Origin of the sequence: Streptomyces sp. NBC_01214, assembly GCF_026340975.1 — a bacterium.
In the GTDB taxonomy this organism is placed as follows: domain Bacteria; phylum Actinomycetota; class Actinomycetes; order Streptomycetales; family Streptomycetaceae; genus Streptomyces.
Genome location: NZ_JAPEOS010000001.1, coordinates 2,075,358 through 2,092,674 on the forward strand (window position 1 = coordinate 2,075,358; position 17,317 = coordinate 2,092,674).

General features: G+C 70.9%; 10 protein-coding genes. 7 read left to right on the top strand and 3 right to left on the bottom strand.

The window, feature by feature from the left end; genetic code table 11:
• Positions 1 to 15: 15 nt before the first annotated feature.
• On the bottom strand, positions 16 to 1,851 hold the full coding sequence (locus OG594_RS10035; protein WP_266597333.1) for an alpha-amylase family glycosyl hydrolase: 1,836 nt from the start codon (positions 1,849 to 1,851) through the stop codon (positions 16 to 18).
• 222 nt (positions 1,852 to 2,073) lie between these two features.
• Here OG594_RS10035 and OG594_RS10040 point away from each other — a divergent pair, with 222 nt between their 5' ends.
• The 5 genes from OG594_RS10040 to OG594_RS10060 are packed head-to-tail and all read left to right on the top strand — an operon-like array spanning position 2,074 to position 8,057.
• Positions 2,074 to 3,348: an extracellular solute-binding protein gene (locus OG594_RS10040; protein WP_266597335.1), complete on the top strand. Its 1,275-nt coding sequence runs from the start codon at positions 2,074 to 2,076 to the stop codon at positions 3,346 to 3,348.
• A gap of 7 nt (positions 3,349 to 3,355) precedes the next feature.
• Positions 3,356 to 4,417: a carbohydrate ABC transporter permease gene (locus tag OG594_RS10045; protein ID WP_266597337.1), complete on the top strand. Its 1,062-nt coding sequence runs from the start codon at positions 3,356 to 3,358 to the stop codon at positions 4,415 to 4,417.
• The gene (locus tag OG594_RS10050) at positions 4,414 to 5,358 is read left to right on the top strand and encodes a sugar ABC transporter permease (protein WP_266597339.1); all 945 of its coding nucleotides are present in this window, start codon (positions 4,414 to 4,416) and stop codon (positions 5,356 to 5,358) included. Before OG594_RS10045 ends, OG594_RS10050 begins: the two co-directional genes overlap by 4 nt.
• Before the next feature lie 51 nt (positions 5,359 to 5,409).
• Positions 5,410 to 7,059, top strand: a complete 1,650-nt coding sequence (locus OG594_RS10055) for a glycoside hydrolase family 13 protein (RefSeq protein WP_266597341.1) — start codon at positions 5,410 to 5,412, stop codon at positions 7,057 to 7,059.
• Positions 7,056 to 8,057: a LacI family DNA-binding transcriptional regulator gene (locus tag OG594_RS10060; protein WP_266597343.1), complete on the top strand. Its 1,002-nt coding sequence runs from the start codon at positions 7,056 to 7,058 to the stop codon at positions 8,055 to 8,057. The genes OG594_RS10055 and OG594_RS10060 overlap by 4 nt, the downstream gene beginning before the upstream one ends.
• A gap of 66 nt (positions 8,058 to 8,123) precedes the next feature.
• Here OG594_RS10060 and OG594_RS10065 read toward each other — a convergent pair whose 3' ends face one another.
• The gene (locus OG594_RS10065) at positions 8,124 to 9,494 is read right to left on the bottom strand and encodes a multicopper oxidase family protein (protein ID WP_266597345.1); all 1,371 of its coding nucleotides are present in this window, start codon (positions 9,492 to 9,494) and stop codon (positions 8,124 to 8,126) included.
• A gap of 105 nt (positions 9,495 to 9,599) precedes the next feature.
• Between OG594_RS10065 and OG594_RS10070 the strand changes: the two genes are divergently transcribed.
• The gene (locus tag OG594_RS10070; RefSeq protein WP_266597347.1) at positions 9,600 to 11,303 is read left to right on the top strand and encodes a carbohydrate-binding module family 20 domain-containing protein; all 1,704 of its coding nucleotides are present in this window, start codon (positions 9,600 to 9,602) and stop codon (positions 11,301 to 11,303) included.
• Between the two features lie 163 nt (positions 11,304 to 11,466).
• Positions 11,467 to 16,773: a pullulanase-type alpha-1,6-glucosidase gene (gene pulA, locus OG594_RS10075; protein ID WP_266602759.1), complete on the top strand. Its 5,307-nt coding sequence runs from the start codon at positions 11,467 to 11,469 to the stop codon at positions 16,771 to 16,773.
• On the opposite strand, the gene OG594_RS10080 is transcribed toward pulA, so the two are convergent.
• On the bottom strand, positions 16,760 to 17,296 hold the full coding sequence (locus OG594_RS10080; RefSeq protein WP_030009449.1) for a GNAT family N-acetyltransferase: 537 nt from the start codon (positions 17,294 to 17,296) through the stop codon (positions 16,760 to 16,762). The genes pulA and OG594_RS10080 overlap by 14 nt on opposite strands.
• Positions 17,297 to 17,317: the final 21 nt, after the last annotated feature.

Below are 17,317 nucleotides of genomic sequence, written 5' to 3' on the forward strand. Positions count from 1 at the left end.
GTACCGGTCGGACGTTCACCATGACCACCAGGTGCACGAATCCGGGGGAAGCCGGACGGTTCGGCCGTCCGTCTCCACCGGGGCGCTGGAGAGTACGGGGCGTCCGGGCGCGGGAAGCTCGACCGGTTCGGGGCGGGTGTTGAGGGTGCAGGCGAAACCGGGGCGGGTGAAGAGGAGCACGCCCTCGGGGGCGGACTGCCAGCGCATCCCGCATGCGTCCGGGCCGTCGGGGTCGTCCGGGCCGCCCGGGACGTACGGGTCGTACGGGTCGTACGGGTCGTACGGGACTTCCGCCGAGGCATCGGCACCCGCCACGGCCGTCGCGTCGACCCCCGTCCCCGCTCCCGTCCCCGTCCCCGCCTCCGGCGCCCCCAGCCCCGGCATCGCCCGGCGCAGTTCCAGGGCGGCGCGGTAGAGCTCCAGCGTCGAGTGCGGGTCGCCGGTCTGCGCGGCGACGCTGAGGCCGCCCCAGCCGGCGGGCTGCGGGAGCCAGCTGCCGGCCGGCCCGAAGCCGTACGGGGGCTCCGCGCCGGACCAGGGGAGCGGCACCCGGCACCCGTCGCGCAGCCCGTCCTGTCCTTCCGGTTCCGACGGGCCCTCGGGCCGGGGCCCCGACCCCGCCGGGCCGTGCGCGTCCCCCGGCTGACGGCGCCCGCGGCGGAAGGCCGGGTCCTGGCGGACCCGGTCCGGGAGGTCCGCCACCTCCGGGAGGCCGAGCTCCTCGCCCTGGTAGAGGTACGCCGAACCCGGCAGGGCCAGCATCAGCAGGGCGGCCGCCCGGGCCCGGGCCAGGCCGCGGGCCCCGCCGCCGTAGCGCGTCACGTGACGTACGACGTCGTGGTTGGACAGCACCCAGGTGGTCGGGGCGCCGACGGCGGTCGTGGCGGCCAGGGACTCGTCGATGACGGTGCGCATCGCGGCCGGGTCCCACGGGCAGTTCAGGAAGCGGAAGTTGAAGGCCTGGTGCAGTTCGTCGGGGCGCACGTACAGGGCGAGCCGCTCCGAGGTGGGCGCCCAGGCCTCGGCGACCCCGATGCGCCCGCCCCCGTAGGAGTCGAGGAGGCGGCGCCAGGAGCGGTGGATCTCGTGGACCCCGTCCTGGTCGAAGAAGGGGAGCGGCTCGGTACCGATCAAGGTGGCCTGGGCGCCGCGGCCGATGTCCGGCAGGCCGGGGGCCTTGACCATGCCGTGGGCGACGTCGATGCGGAAGCCGTCGATGCCGAGGTCGAGCCAGAAGCGCAGGACGGAGGCGAATTCGGCGGCGACCTCGGGGTGGTCCCAGTCGAGGTCGGGCTGCTCGGGGGCGAAGAGGTGCAGGTACCAGTCGCCGTCCGGGACCCGGGTCCAGGCCGGGCCGCCGAAGATCGACTCCCAGTCGTTCGGGGGCTCCGCGCCCTCCGCGCCGCGGCCCGGGCGGAAGTGGTAGCGCTCGCGGGCCCCCGGCTCCCCGGCGAGGGCGGCGCGGAACCACGGGTGCTGCTCGGAGGTGTGGTTCGGCACCACGTCCACGATGACCCGCAGCCCCAGCGCGTGCGCGGCCCGGACCAGCTCGTCGGCGTCCGAGAGGTCCCCGAAGAGGGGGTCGACGGCCCGGTAGTCGGCGACGTCATAGCCGCCGTCCGCCTGCGGGGAGACGTAGAAGGGGGTGAGCCACACGGCGTCGACCCCGAGGCGGGCGAGGTGGGGGAGGCGGGAGCGGACCCCGCGGAGGTCCCCGATGCCGTCTCCGTCGCTGTCGGCGAAGGAGCGCACGTACACCTGATAGATGACGGCATCGCGCCACCAGCCACCGCTCGCGGTCGCGTTGCTGGAAGAGCTTGCAAGCTGGACGGCCGTCGAATCGTGGGTCATATCGGGGTCAACGCGGGTACATGCCCCCTGGTTGCGGGCCCCGACAGTCGAAGGTGGCTCGAACTAACAGCAAGCTGCGGCAACCGTACGGACACACGGATGTAACGATCGCCTCCGCTTGCAGAAAGTTTGCGCAAGGTCTTTCGGTCCTCTTTCAGTCTTGTTACGTTCCTGGCAACTCGGGACCGCGAGGGCGCGGCCGGGATCATCGAAGGAGTTCATATGCGGCGTGGCATAGCGGCCACCGCGCTGGTCGCGACCCTGGCGCTCGCGGCAACGGCTTGCGGTGGGGACGACAAGGACGCGGCCGACGGCACCAAGGCGGGCGGCGAGCTTTCCGGCACGGTCACGTACTGGGACACCTCGAACGACGCCGAGAAGGCCAGCTTCCAGAAGATCGCCGAGGCGTTCACCGCGAAGCACCCGAAGGTGAGCGTCAAGTACGTCAACGTTCCGTACGGCGACGCGCAGAACAAGGTCAAGAACGCCTTCAGCAGCGGCTCCGACGCGCCTGACGTCATCCGCGCCGACGTCGGCTGGGTCGCGGACTTCGCCTCCCTGGGCTACCTCGACGAGGTCCCGGCCGAGACGGCGAAGAAGGTCGACGCCGAGTTCCTCCCGCAGGCCGCGGCCAGCGGCAAGTTCGAGGGCAAGACCTACGCCGTCCCGCAGGTCATCGACAGCCTCGGCCTCTTCTACAACAAGAAGATGCTCGCCGACGCCGGCGTCCAGCCCCCCAAGACGCTGGAAGAGGTGAAGACCGCCGCCGCCGCCATCAAGGGCAAGACCGGCAAGGCCGGCCTCTACCTCCGCGGCGACGACTCCTACTGGTTCCTCCCCCTCATCTACGGCGAGGGCGGCGACCTGGTCGACGCGAAGAACAAGACGGTCACCGTCGACAACGAGGCGGGCGTCAAGGCCTTCAAGACCGCCCGTGACCTGGTTGCCTCCGGTGCGGCGATCACCAACGCCACCGACGGCTACGCCAACATGCAGACGGCGTTCAAGACCGGCGAGGCCGCCATGATGATCAACGGTCCGTGGGCCGTCGCCGACACCTACGCCGGTGACCAGTTCAAGGACAAGGCCAACCTCGGCATCGCCGCCGTCCCGGCCGGCTCGGCCAAGGCCGGTGCCCCGCAGGGCGGCCACGACCTCGCCGTCTACGCCGGCTCCAAGAACACCGCCGCGGCGCACGCCTTCGTCGAGTACATGACCTCTCAGGAGGTCCAGGTGCAGTCGACCAAGGACCTCAGCCTGCTCCCGACCCGTACCGCCGCCTACGAGCTGCCGGACGTCAAGGGCAACGAGATGGTCCAGTTCTTCAAGCCGGCCGTGGACAAGGCCGTCGAGCGCGCCTGGATCCCGGAGAACGGCTCGCTCTTCGAGCCGCTGAAGGTCGAATACACCAAGGCGATCACCGGGGCGTCGAGCCCGGAGGACGCGGCCAAGTCGGCCGGCGTCGAGTTCCGCAAGATCCTCAAGGGCTGGAAGTAACGAAACCATGGCTGCTCACACCAGCCAGTCGGTGGCGAAGGCCGCGGGCGACGACGTCGAGAACGACGTCGCCGCCCGCGGCCGGAGCCGCAGGACTGACAGCGACAGCGGTAACCGCGGCGGTGCCCGCGGTGGAAAGGGCGCGTCCGGCCTCCGGCGCGCCGTCGGTACGCACTGGTACGCCTGGGCCATGGTCGCCCCGGTGGTGCTCGTCCTCGGCGTGATCATCGGCTGGCCGCTGGTCCGGGGCGTCTACCTGTCGCTGACCGACGCCACCGAGCGCAACGTCTCGCGCACCATCGGCGCCCGGCACATCGAGGCCACGTACGAGTTCGTCGGACTCGACAACTACGTCTCCGTGCTCAGCGACCCGGTGTTCCTGCAGCGGCTGGTGTGGACGGTGGTGTGGACCGTCGCGTGCGTGTCCATCACCTTCACGCTTGGTCTGGCCCTGGCCAACATGCTCAACCGGGACTTCCGGGGCCGCGCCGCCTACCGGATGGCGCTCATCCTGCCCTGGGCCGTCCCCGGCTTCGTCTCGGTCTTCGCCTGGCGGTTCCTCTTCAACCGCGACAACGGCATCCTCAACAAGATCCTCGACGGTGGCGGCATCGCCGCGGTCCCGTGGCTCGACGACCCGACCTGGGCCAAGTTCTCGGTCGTCGCCGTCAACGTCTGGCTCGGCGTCCCCTTCATGATGGTCGCCCTGCTCGGCGGCCTGCAGTCCATCCCCGGCGAGCTCTACGAGGCCGCCGAGATGGACGGCGCCAGCGCCTGGCAGCGCTTTAGGCACATCACCCTGCCCGGACTGCGCACGGTGAGCATGACGGTGATCCTGCTCTCCACCATCTGGACCTTCAACATGTTCCCGGTGATCTTCCTGCTCACCCGGGGCGGACCCGGCGACTCCACCGAGATCCTGGTGACCCAGGCCTTCCGCGAGGCGTTCGTGTCGAGCCCGCGTGACTTCGCCGGCTCGGCCACGTGGGGCGTCCTGATCCTCGCCCTGCTCATGATCTTCGCGCTGGTCTACCGGCGCTCGCTGCGCAAGCAGGGAGAGGTGTGGTGACCATGACCACCGCCCGTACGACCGCCGAGACCGCCGAGACCGCGGCCACCACGGCCACCGGCACCAAGACCACCGGCGCCAAGGCCACCGGCCGCACCACCACCGCGGCCCGCCCCCGCGGGAGCCGCTCGCCGCTCGCCTCCGTCGGCCTGCACGGCACCCTCGTCGTGGCCGCCGTGATCGCCGTCTTCCCGGTGCTGTGGATCGTGCTGACCTCGCTCAAGCCGGCCAAGCACGCGGTCACCACCGACTTCGTCAAGGAACCGACGCTCAGCAACTACACGTACCTGCTGGACCAGAGCCACTTCCTCAGCTGGTTCGCCAACTCCGTCCTGGTCGCGGGCGTCACCACCGTCCTCGGCGTCTTCATCGCCGCGACCACCGGATACGCGGTCAGCCGCTTCAAGTTCCCCGGCATGAAGCCGCTCATGTGGACCCTGCTCATCACGCAGATGTTCCCGATGGCGATCCTCATCGTCCCGCTCTACAACCTCATGGGCGACCTCGGCCTGCTCAACCAGCCGCTCGGCCTGATCATCACCTACCTCACCATCGCCGTGCCGTTCTGCGCCTGGATGATGAAGGGCTTCTTCGACACCATCCCGGTGGAGATCGACGAATCGGGCCGTGTCGACGGACTCAACCCCTTCGGCACCTTCTGGCGCCTCATCCTGCCGCTCGCCAAGCCCGGCCTCGCCGTCACCGGCTTCTACGCCTTCATCACCGCCTGGGGCGAGGTCGCGTACGCCTCCGCCTTCATGGTCGGCGAGGAGAACCTCACCCTGGCCGGCGGACTGCAGACCTTCGTCACGCAGTACACCTCCAACTGGGGAGCCATGAGCGCCGCCTCGGTCCTCATCGCCATCCCCGCGGCGATCTTCTTCGTCTTCGCCCAGCGTCACCTCGTCGCCGGGATGACGGCAGGCGCAACCAAGGGCTGACCACCCGAGCCTGCCCCTTCTCACCCCCGGCCCGACCTCTCCAAGGACACCATGACCCAGCACCTCGCCGACGCGCTCCCCACCTCCACCGGCACGCAGCCCGGCTGGTGGAGAGAAGCGGTGATCTACCAGGTCTATCCGCGCAGCTTCGCCGACTCCAACGGGGACGGCATGGGGGACCTCGAAGGCATCCGCAGCCGCCTGCCCTACCTGAAGGAGCTGGGCGTCGACGCCGTCTGGCTCAGCCCCTTCTACGCCTCCCCGCAGGCCGACGCCGGCTACGACGTCGCCGACTACCGGGCCATCGACCCCATGTTCGGCACCCTGCACGACGCCGACGCCGTGATCCGCGAAGCCCACGAACTGGGCCTGCGCATCATCGTGGACCTCGTCCCCAACCACTGCTCCGACCAGCACGAATGGTTCAAGCAGGCGCTGCGGGAAGGCCCCGGCACCCCGCTGCGCGAGCGCTTCCACTTCCGCCCGGGCCGCGGCGCGGACGGCGCGGAGCCCCCGAACGACTGGGAGTCGATCTTCGGCGGCCCGGCCTGGACCCGGGTCGCGGACGGCGAGTGGTACCTGCACCTCTTCGCCCCCGAGCAGCCCGACTTCAACTGGGAGCACCCCGCCGTCCAGGACGAGTTCCGCTCCATCTTGCGCTTCTGGCTCGACCTCGGCGCCGACGGCTTCCGCGTCGACGTCGCCCACGGCCTGGTCAAGGCGCCCGGCCTGCCCGACCTCGGTGCCAAGGACCAGCTCAAGCTGCTCGGCAACGACGTCATGCCCTTCTTCGACCAGGACGGCGTCCACGAGATATACCGCTCCTGGCGCCGGATCCTCGACGAGTACGAGGGCGACCGCGTGCTGGTCGCCGAGGCATGGACCCCGACCGTCGAGCGCACGGCCCTCTACGTCCGCCCCGACGAGATGCACCAGGCGTTCAACTTCCAGTACCTGACCAGCGACTGGGAGGCGACGGCGCTCCGCGAGGTCATCGACGGCTCGCTGGCCGCCATGCGCACCGTCGGCGCCCCCACCACCTGGGTGCTGTCCAACCACGACGTCACCCGGCACGCCACCCGCTTCGCCAACCCCGCCGGCCTCGGCACCCAGCTGCGCGAGCCCGGCGACCGCGAGCTGGGTCTGCGGCGGGCCCGCGCGGCGATCCTGCTGATGCTGGCACTGCCCGGTTCGGCGTACGTCTACCAGGGCGAGGAGCTCGGCCTGCCCGACGTCACCGACCTGCCGGACGAGGTCCGCCAGGACCCGTCGTTCTCCCGCGCGGCGGGCCAGGACGGCTTCCGCGACGGCTGCCGGGTCCCCATCCCGTGGTCGGGCACCGAGGCCCCGTACGGCTTCGGCACCGGCGGCAGCTGGCTCCCGCAGCCGGACTCCTGGGCGGACCTGAGCGTGGAGGCGCAGACCGGCGACCCGTCCTCCACCCTGGAGCTGTACCGGTCCGCCCTGCGGCTGCGCCGCGAGCGCCCGGACCTGGGCGACGGCGAGTCGGTGGACTGGCAGGAGGCTCCCGAGGGCGTCCTGGTCTTCCGCCGGGGGGACTTCCTCTGCGCCGCCAACACCACCGGCACGGCGGTACGGTTCCCCGTCACCGGCGAGGCCCTGCTGTCCAGCGGCGCGACGGTCGAGGACGGCGTGCTGCCGGCCGACACCACGGTGTGGTGGCAGGTGACGTCGGGGTGACCTCCCCCCTTCGGCTGACGGACATCGCCGCGCAGGCCCAGGTCAGCGAGGCGACCGTCAGCCGCGTGCTCAACGGGAAACCGGGCGTGGCGGCCGGCACCCGGCACAAGGTGCTGGCCGCGCTCGACCTGCTGGGCTACGAGCGGCCCGTCCGGCTCAAACGGCGCAGCAACGGGCTGGTCGGGCTGCTGATCCCGGAGCTCACCAACCCGATCTTCCCGGCGTTCGCGCAGGTGATAGAGCAGGCGCTGGCGGGGCACGGGTACACGCCGGTGCTGTGCACGCAGACCCCCGGCGGGGCCACCGAGGACGAACTGGTGGAACAGCTGGAGGAGCGCGGGGTCACCGGGATCGTCTTCCTGTCGGGCCTGCACGCGGACGCCCACGCGGACCCGGCGCGCTACCAGCGACTGGCAGCGCGCGGGGTGCCGTTCGTCCTGATCAACGGCTTCAACGAGCAGGTGAACGCCCCGTTCATCTCCCCGGACGACCGGGCGGCGGCGGACATCGCCGTGCGGCACCTACAGGACCTCGGGCACCGCAGGATCGGGCTCGCGATCGGGCCGACGCGGTACGTGCCGTCGGCCCGCAAGGAGCAGGGCTTCCTCGCGGCGCTGCCGGAGGCGGAGGCGGACGGGCTGATCCAGCGCACGCTCTTCACGGTGGAGGGCGGACACGCTGCGGGCATCGCCCTGCTGGACCGCGGCTGCACGGGCATCGTGTGCGGCAGCGACCCGATGGCGCTCGGCGTCATCCGGGCGGCGCGCGAGCGCGGGCTGCGGGTGCCGCAGGACGTGTCAGTGGTCGGCTTCGACGACTCCCCGCTGATCCCGTTCACGGACCCGCCGCTGACGACGGTCCGCCAGCCGGTGCGTGCGATGGCGACGGCGGCGGTGGGCGCCCTCCTGGAGGCGGTGTCGGGCACCCCGGTCCAGCGCACGGAGTACATCTTCCAACCCGAACTGGTGGTCCGGGGCTCGACGGCCCAGGTGCCGTGATCCTCCCGGGCGGGGCGGCGCGGGCCTGTTCCGCCCCGCCCGGGGTCCAACCGCCGAGCGGTGCCGTCAGCGGCCGTGGCCGTGGCCTGCGCCGTGGCCACCACCATGGCCGCCGTCCTGGTCGACGGGGAGGGGGGCCGCGGGGTCGACGATCGTGAACGGGCGCATCAGGTCATCGTCCTCGTGTTCGAGGAGGTGGCAATGGTGGACGTACGTCGCCGGGAGTTCGGTCCCGCTGTTCGCGATCCCCGCGATCGGTTCCATCGGCGGGCTCCAGGGGTCGGTGATGATCCTGGTCACCGTCTCCGGATAGGACTTGAAGGTGTCCTTGTAGGACAGTGCTTCGTCCGGGTCCGGCGGGATCGGCGGGCCGGTGAAGTAGTGCGCCAGCACCGGCTTGTCCGACGCCTTGCGGCCGCCGTCGATCCACTTCTCGTAATCCGCCTGGTAGGCGGCCGCGTCGATGGGCTGCCTGTTCAGCACCTGGAAATTGACGAGGTGGACGTGCATCGGGTGCGCGTCGTGGTTGGGATTGACGTACTCCCAGATTTCCTTCGCGCCCGCCTTGATGAAGTCCTGGGACGGCTCCATGAAGGGCACCGCGTTGAACGTCATGGTGCTGAAGAGCTTGTGCTGGTACACGACCCATTCCCGCCGGTGGATCTGCGGTTCCGGTACGAGGGGCGCGACCGCGGGTAGCTTCAGCTGCTTGGGCGGCGTGGTCCTGTCCGCACCGGACAGCGGTTTGGTGACCTGGAACTGCATGACTTCCGAGATCTGCGGCCCCAGGCCGGGCACACCGGGGTAGTGCACCGGTGCGTGGTAGTTCGTCAACGTGAACTTCGAGCCCATGGGCATCCCGCTGAAGTCGACGATCAGGTCGTAGCGTTCGGCGGGCCCGATCAGGAAGTTCAGCATCTGGAGCGGGGCGCGGAAGCCGCCGTCGGTGCCGATCAGCCAGAACGGAAGGTTGGGCTGGAGCACCACGTCCCTGGGCGGGTCGATCCTCAGCCGCCAGAAGCGCTCGTTCGAGGCGTTGAGGATGCGCAGCCGGTAGCGCCGCGGCTCGACGGCCAGGAAGGGGTACGCCTTGCCGTTGACGACCGGGGTGTCCTCGCCCTCCTGCTGGGTCATGGTGTAGGCGAGTCTTCCGTCCGGGTGGAAGGTCCGGTCCTGAAGGATGAGGGGGACCTCGAACTCGCCCTGCGGCAGCCCGAGCCGCTCGTCGGCGGGGTCGCGGACGAGGTACAGGCCGGCCAGACCCGCGTAGACGTTGATGCTGGTCATCCCCATGCCGTGGTCGTGGTACCAGAGCAGGGACGAGCGCTCGTGGTTGGTGTACGCGCAGATCGCTTCGTTGCGTTTGACGCGGTCGGGTTCCCGGGGGTGAACTCCCCTCGTCGGGACCGGAGTCCAGGGGTCCACCCAGGAGGACACGCCTCGGAAACAATTCTGCAATCTCTTGCGCAAACTCTTGCAGGGCTCCTACCTGGCCCCTACGGTCGCTCCAATCCCCACGTCTTCCGCCAGGAGGCCTCCCGCATGCCTGCCAGAGCTGCAACTTTTTGCGCCACCACCGCACTTGCCGCGGCCACCCTCACGGGCCTCGGGCCGCAGGCCGTTGCCGCGCCCCCCGGCGAGAAGGACGTCACCGCCGTCCTGTTCGAGTGGCGCTTCGACTCCGTCGCCAAGGCCTGCACCGACTCCCTCGGGCCGGCCGGGTACGGGTACGTGCAGGTCTCGCCGCCGCAGGAGCACGTGCAGGGCAGCCAGTGGTGGACCTCGTACCAGCCCGTCAGTTACAAGATCGCCGGGCGGCTCGGGGACCGGGCCGCCTTCAAGGCCATGGTCGACACCTGTCACGCCGCCGGTGTGAAGGTCGTCGCCGACTCCGTCATCAACCACATGGCCGGACCGGCGGACGCCGGCGCCACCTTCACCGGGACCGGCGGGTCTTCGTACACGAAGTACGGGTACCCGGGGCTCTACTCGGGCGCCGACATGGACGACTGCCGGGCCTCGATCTCGAACTACCAGGACCGGGGCAACGTCCAGAACTGCGAGCTCGTGCAGCTCGCCGACCTGGACACCGGTGAGGACTACGTGCGCGGGCGCATCGCCGAGTACCTGAACGACCTGTTGTCGCTGGGCGTGGACGGCCTCCGGATCGACGCCGCCAAGCACATGCCCGCCGCCGACCTCGCCAACATCAAGTCCCGGCTCACCAAGCCCGGCGCGTACTGGAAGCAGGAGGCGATATACGGGGCCGGCGAGGCCGTCTCGCCGAGCGAGTACCTCGGGAACGGGGACGTGCAGGAGTTCCGGTACGCCCGGGACCTCAAGCGGGTCTTCCAGAACGAGAACCTCGCCTACCTGAAGAACTTCGGCGAGGCCTGGGGGTACATGCCCAGCGGGCAGGCCGGGGTCTTCGTCGACAACCACGACACCGAGCGGGGCGGCGACACCCTCAGCTACAAGGACGGGTCCGCCTACACGCTGGCCAACGTCTTCGCGCTGGCCTGGCCGTACGGCTCGCCCGACGTGCACTCCGGCTACGAGTGGAGCGACAAGGACGCCGGTCCGCCGGGCGGGGGCGCGGTGAACGCCTGTTACTCCGACGGCTGGAAGTGCCAGCACGCCTGGCGGGAGATCTCCTCCATGGTCGGGTTCCGCAACGCCGCCCGCGGCCAGTCCGTCGGCAACTGGTGGGACAACGGCGGTGACCAGATCGCCTTCGGGCGCGGCACCAAGGCGTACGTGGTGATCAACCACGAGGGCTCCGCCCTGACCCGGAGCTTCCAGACCTCGCTGCCGGGCGGCGACTACTGCGACGTGCAGAGCGGGCGGACGGTCTCCGTCGGTTCGGGCGGGCAGTTCACCGCCACGGTCGCCCCCGGGACGGCCCTCGCGCTGCACGCCGGGGCCCGCACCTGCTCCGGTACCCCGGCCGGCTCCGCCGGGGCCTCCTTCGGCGTGGGCGCCACCACCGCTTTCGGGCAGAACGTCTACGTCACCGGTGACCGCGCCGAGCTCGGCAGCTGGAACACCGGTGGCGCGCTGAAGCTCGACCCGGCCGCGTACCCGGTCTGGAAGCTCGACGTGACGCTCCCGGCCGGGACCGCGTTCTCGTACAAGTACCTCCGCAAGGACGCTGCCGGGAACGTCACCTGGGAGAGCGGAGCCAACCGCACCGCCACCGTCCCCGCGAGCGGCAAGGTCACGCTGGCCGACACCTGGCGCAACTGAGCCGCCGCTCCACAGACCAGGGCCGTCCGGCACCACCATCCCTATCCCCCAGACTCCGTCCGGGGGGACCCCCCGGCCGGGCGGCCCTCATCCATGCGACACGTACACAAGGAGACCTGCCTTGATACGCCCTGCCGCAGGAGTGCTCGCCGCCGCCCTGGCCGTGACGTTCCTGCCCGCCCTCCCCGCCGCGGCCGCGACCAGCGGGCCGCCCGCCCCGCCCCCGGACGCGAAACTGGCCGCCGAACCGGCCCGGCACGACCTGACCCGGGAGCAGTTCTACTTCGTGCTCCCGGACCGGTTCGCGAACGGCGACCCGGGCAACGACCGGGGCGGCCTGACCGGCTCGCGCCTGGAGACCGGCCTGGACCCCACGGACAAGGGCTTCTACCAGGGCGGTGACCTCAAGGGGCTCACCGACCGGCTCGACTACATCAAGGGGCTCGGCACCACGGCCATCTGGCTGGCGCCGATCTTCAAGAACCAGCCGGTGCAGGGCAAGGGGGCCGACGTCTCCGCCGGCTACCACGGCTACTGGATCACCGACTTCACGCAGGTCGACCCGCACTTCGGGACGAACGCAGACCTGGAGCGGCTGATCGACAAGGCGCACGGGAAGGGGATGAAGGTCTTCTTCGACGTCATCACCAACCACACCGCCGACGTCGTGGACTACCGGGAGGCGTCGTACTCGTACCTGTCGAAGGGGGCGTTCCCGTACCTGACCAAGGACGGAGTGCCGTTCGACGACAAGGACTACGCGGACGGGAAGGGGAAGTTCCCGAAGGTGGACGGCGGGTCCTTCCCCAGGACGCCCTTCGTGCCGGACGCGAAGAAGAACCTCAAGGTGCCGGGCTGGCTCAACGACCCGACGATGTACCACAACCGCGGGGACTCCACCTTCGCGGGCGAGTCCTCCGACCAGGGCGACTTCTTCGGTCTCGACGACCTGTGGACCGAGCGTCCCGAGGTCGTCAGCGGGATGGAGAAGATCTACGAGAAGTGGGTGCGGGACTTCCGGATAGACGGCTTCCGGATCGACACGGTCAAGCACGTCAACACCGAGTTCTGGACGCAGTGGGCGACCGCCCTCGACTCCTACGCGGCCAAGCGCGGCCGTGACGACTTCTTCATGTTCGGCGAGGTCTACTCCGCCGACACGGCCGTCACCTCCCCGTACGTGACCCGCGGCAAGCTCGACGCCACCCTCGACTTCCCGCTCCAGGACGCGATCCGCGCGTACGCCTCCCAGGGCGCGGCGGCCGGCCGGCTGGCCTCCGTACTCGGTGACGACTACCGGTACACCTCCGGCAAGGCCAACGCCTACGAGCAGGTGACCTTCCTCGGCAACCACGACATGGGCCGCTTCGCCACCTTCCTCAAGCAGGACCGGCCGGGGGCCGGCGAGCAGGAGCTGTTGGAGCGCTACCGGCTGGCCAACGAGCTGATGTTCTTCGCCCGGGGCAACCCGGTGATCTACTCCGGTGACGAGCAGGGCTTCACGGGGGCCGGCGGCGACAAGGACGCCCGGCAGCCGCTGTTCGCCACGCAGGTCGCCGACTACCTGGATGACGACCAGCTCGGAACGGCGCGCACGCACGCGAGCGATGCTTACGATCCGGGGCACCCGCTCTACCAGCAGATCAGTGCTCTCTCGAAGCTGACGAAGGCGCACCCGGCCCTACGCGACGGCGTTCAGAGTGAACGTTTCTCCGACGGCTCGGTCTACGCCTTCGCCCGCACCGACACCAAGACCCGCACCGAGTACCTGGTCGCCGCCAACAACGGCGCCGCATCCCGCACCGTCGAGCTCGACGCCCCCGCCGGCACCCAGTACCGCACCCTCTACGGCGGCACCGCGCTGATCCGCGCCTCGGCGGCCGGCAAGCTCACCGTGCCCGTCCCCGCCCTCGGCTCCGTGGTTCTCCAGGCCGTGACCCCCGCCGCCAAGCCCACCGTCAAGCCCACCCTGACCCTGAAGGCCCCGGCCGCCGGCGCCACCGGCACCGTCGAGCTCTCCGCCGACGTCAGCGGCGGCGGCCTGAACCGCGTCGTCTTCGCCGCTCAGACCGGCAACGAGAAGTGGCAGGTCCTCGGCACCGCCGACCACGCCCCCTACAAGGTCACCCAGCACCTCGACGCCAAGACCCCGGCCGGTACCGCCCTGCGCTACAAGGCCGTCGTCGTCGACTCCGCCGGCCGCACCGCGAGCGCCCTCGCCGCCTCCGCCACCGGCCAGGCCCCGCCCGCCGAGATCCCCACCGCCACCCAACGCGACTACGCCGTCGTCCACTACAACCGCCCCGACGGCGACTACACCAACTGGCGCCTGTACGCCTGGGGCGACATAGCCGAAGGCGAAGCCACGCCCTGGCCCGCCGGCCACGACTTCACCGGCCGCGACGCCTACGGCGCCTTCGCGTACGTCAAGCTCAAGCCCGGCGCCTCCTCCGTCGGCTACCTCGTCATCGACAAGGACGGCAACAAGGACGTCGCCGCCGACCGCACCATCGACGTGACGAAGACCGGCGAGATCTGGCTGGAGCAGGGCAAGGAACCCGCCCGCACCGACCGCCCCGCCTACCCGCCGCAGGACCAGGCCAAGGCCGTCCTGCACTACCAGCGCCCCGACCGCGCCTACGACGGCTGGGGCCTGCACGTCTGGACCGGAGCCGCGAACCCCACCGACTGGTCCAAGCCGCTGCTGCCCACCCGCACCGACTCCTACGGCGCGGTCTACGAGGTTCCGCTCGCGCCCGGCGCCACCAGCCTCAGCTACATCCTCCACAAGGGCGACGAGAAGGACCTGCCCACCGACCGGTCCCTGGACCTGAAGGCCACCGGCCACGAGGTGTGGATGCTGGGCGGCCAGGAGCAGTACCTCCTCCCGCAGCCCGCCGGCTCCGCCGCCGCCCTGGACCTCACCAAGTCCCAGGCCGTCTGGATCGACCGCGACACCCTCGCCTGGAACGCCCCCGCCACGGCCGCCTCCGTGCAGCTCCTCGCCTCCCGCGAAGGCGCCGTCAAGGCCGAGAACGGCACCCTGACCGGCCGCGCCCAGTGGCTGCGGCTGGGCAAGGCCGAGCTCACCGCCGCCCAGAAGCAGAAGTTCCCGCACCTGGCCGCGTACGGCGCCTACACCGTCGACCCGCGCGACCGAGCCCGGGTCCGCGAGGCCCTGCGCGGACAGCTCGTCGCGAGCGCCCGCGCCGCGAACGGCGCGGTCCTCGCCGCCACCGGCGTCCAGCTCGCCGGCGTCCTCGACGACCTGTACGCGACGACCGCCTCCCTCGGCCCCGTCTTCAAGGACGGCCGCCCCACCCTCTCCGTCTGGGCCCCCACCGCCCAGCAGGTCTCCCTCGAACTCGACGGCCGCACGCATCCCATGCGCCGCGACGACGCCACCGGCGTCTGGTCGGTGCGCGGCGAACGCTCCTGGACCGGCAAGCCCTACCGCTACGACGTGACCGTTTGGGCCCCGAGCACCCGCCAGGTGGTCCGCAACCTCGTCACCGACCCCTACTCCACCGCCCTCACCGCGGACTCCGTCCACAGCCTGGTCGTCGACCTGGCCGACCCCAAGCTCGCCCCGCCCGGCTGGAAGACCCTGCGCAAGCCCGCGCCCGTCCCCTTCACCTCCGCGCAGATCCAGGAGCTGCACGTCCGTGACTTCTCCGTCGCGGACCGCACCACCACCCACCCCGGCCAGTACCTGGCCTTCACCGACACCGCCTCGGCGGGCATGCGGCACCTGCGCGACCTGGCCGCCGCCGGAACCTCGTACGTCCACCTCCTGCCGGCCTTCGACATCGGCACCATCCCGGAGAAGGCCGCCGACCGCACCGAGCCCGCCTGCGAGCTCACGGTGTACGCCCCGGACTCGCAGGAACAGCAGGCGTGCGTGGCCGCAGCGGCCGCGAAGGACGCGTACAACTGGGGCTACGACCCGCTCCACTACACCGTCCCCGAGGGCAGCTACGCGAGCGACCCGAACGGCACGGCCCGCACCGTCGAGTTCCGCAAGATGGTCCAGTCCCTGAACGGGTCCGGACTGCGCACGGTGATGGACGTCGTCTACAACCACACCGTCGCCGCGGGCCAGTCGGACAAGTCCGTCCTGGACCGCATCGTCCCCGGCTACTACCAGCGCCTGCTGGCCGACGGCAGCGTCGCCACCTCCACCTGCTGCGCCAACACCGCCCCCGAGAACGCCATGATGGGGCGCCTGGTCGTCGACTCGATCGTCACCTGGGCCAAGGAGTACAAGGTCGACGGCTTCCGCTTCGACCTGATGGGCCACCACCCGAAGGCCAACATCCTGGCCGTCCGCTCGGCCCTCGACGCCCTGACGGTCGCCAAGGACGGGGTCGACGGAAAGAAGATCGTCCTCTACGGGGAGGGCTGGAACTTCGGCGAGATCGCCGACGACGCCCGCTTCGTGCAGGCCACGCAGAAGAACATGGCCGGAACCGGCATCGCCACCTTCTCCGACCGGGCCCGTGACGCCGTCCGCGGCGGCGGCCCCTTCGACGAGGACCCGCGCGTCCAGGGCTTCGCGTCCGGCCTGTTCACCGCCCCGAACGCCGCGCCCGCCAACGGCACCGCCGAGCAGCAGAAGGCCCGCCTCCTGCACGCCCAGGACCTGATCAAGGTCGGGCTCTCCGGCAACCTCGCCTCGTACGCCTTCACCGACACCACCGGCCGCCGCATCAAGGGCTCCGAACTGGACTACAACGGCGCCCCGGCCGGCTACGCGGCCGCCCCCGGTGACGCCCTCGCCTACGCCGACGCCCACGACAACGAATCCCTGGCCGACGCCCTGACCTACAAGCTCCCGACCGGCACCGCCCCCCGCGACCAGGCTCGCACGCAGGTCCTGGCCATGGCCACGGCCACCCTCTCGCAGGGCCCGGCCCTCTCCCAGGCGGGCACGGACCTGCTCCGCTCCAAGTCCCTGGACCGCAACTCCTACGACAGCGGCGACTGGTTCAACGCCATCCACTGGGACTGCCGGGACGGCAACGGCTTCGGCCGCGGGCTGCCCCCGGCCGCCGACAACGCCTCGAAGTGGCTCTACGCGAAACCGCTGCTCACGGGAGCGGCGCCCACCTGCACCGACATCGGCGCCACCTCGGCCGCCTACCGCGACCTGCTGCGGATCCGCACCACCGAGCCCGACTTCGCCCTCGCCACGACCGAGGCGGTCCAGTCCCGGCTGGCCTTCCCCCTCTCGGGCAAGGACGAGACCCCGGGCGTGATCACCATGACCCTGGGCGACCTGGTGGTCGTCTTCAACGCGGCCCCCACCACCCAGGCCCAGCGCGTCCCGGCCCTCGCCGGCACCGGCTACCGGCTGCACCCGGTCCAGGCCGCGGGCTCCGACGCCACCGTCAAGCAGTCCGCGTACGACGCGAAGACAGGAGAGTTCACCGTCCCCGCCCGCACCGTCTCGGTCTTCACACGGCGCTGAGCCGGTCCAGCCGCTTCTCCAGCAGGATCACCCCGTAGGTCCTGCCGTCCTTCCCCTCCTTGTTGGGGAGCTCCCCAACCACCCGGTAGCCCGCACCCCGGTAGTACGCGAGCAGCCGGGGGTTGGTGGAGACGCAGTCCAGCCGCGCCCGTTCCCGACCGGTCCGGGCGGTCCGCCGCTCGGCGTGTTCGAGCAGGCGCCGCCCGGCCCCGGCGGGGGCCACCTCGCGCGCCACCATCAGCCGGTGCACGTAGCCGGCCACGGGCGGCTGGACCCCCCAGGCCTCCTCGTCGGACCACCACAACTCGTAGGCCCCGCACACGCGCCCGTCGGCGTCGGCGGCGAGCCACACCTCGCCCTCGCGCATCTTCGACCGGAAGTGCGCGGCGTCCTTGTCGCCGGGCTTCCACTGGTCGATCCCGTGCTTGCGCATCCACCGGGCAGCCTGGTCGTACAGCTGCACCAGCGTGCCGGCGTCCTTCTCCTCGGCCGGCCGGAACAGGATCTCGTCGTCAATGATCACGCGGGCATTATCGATGATCAT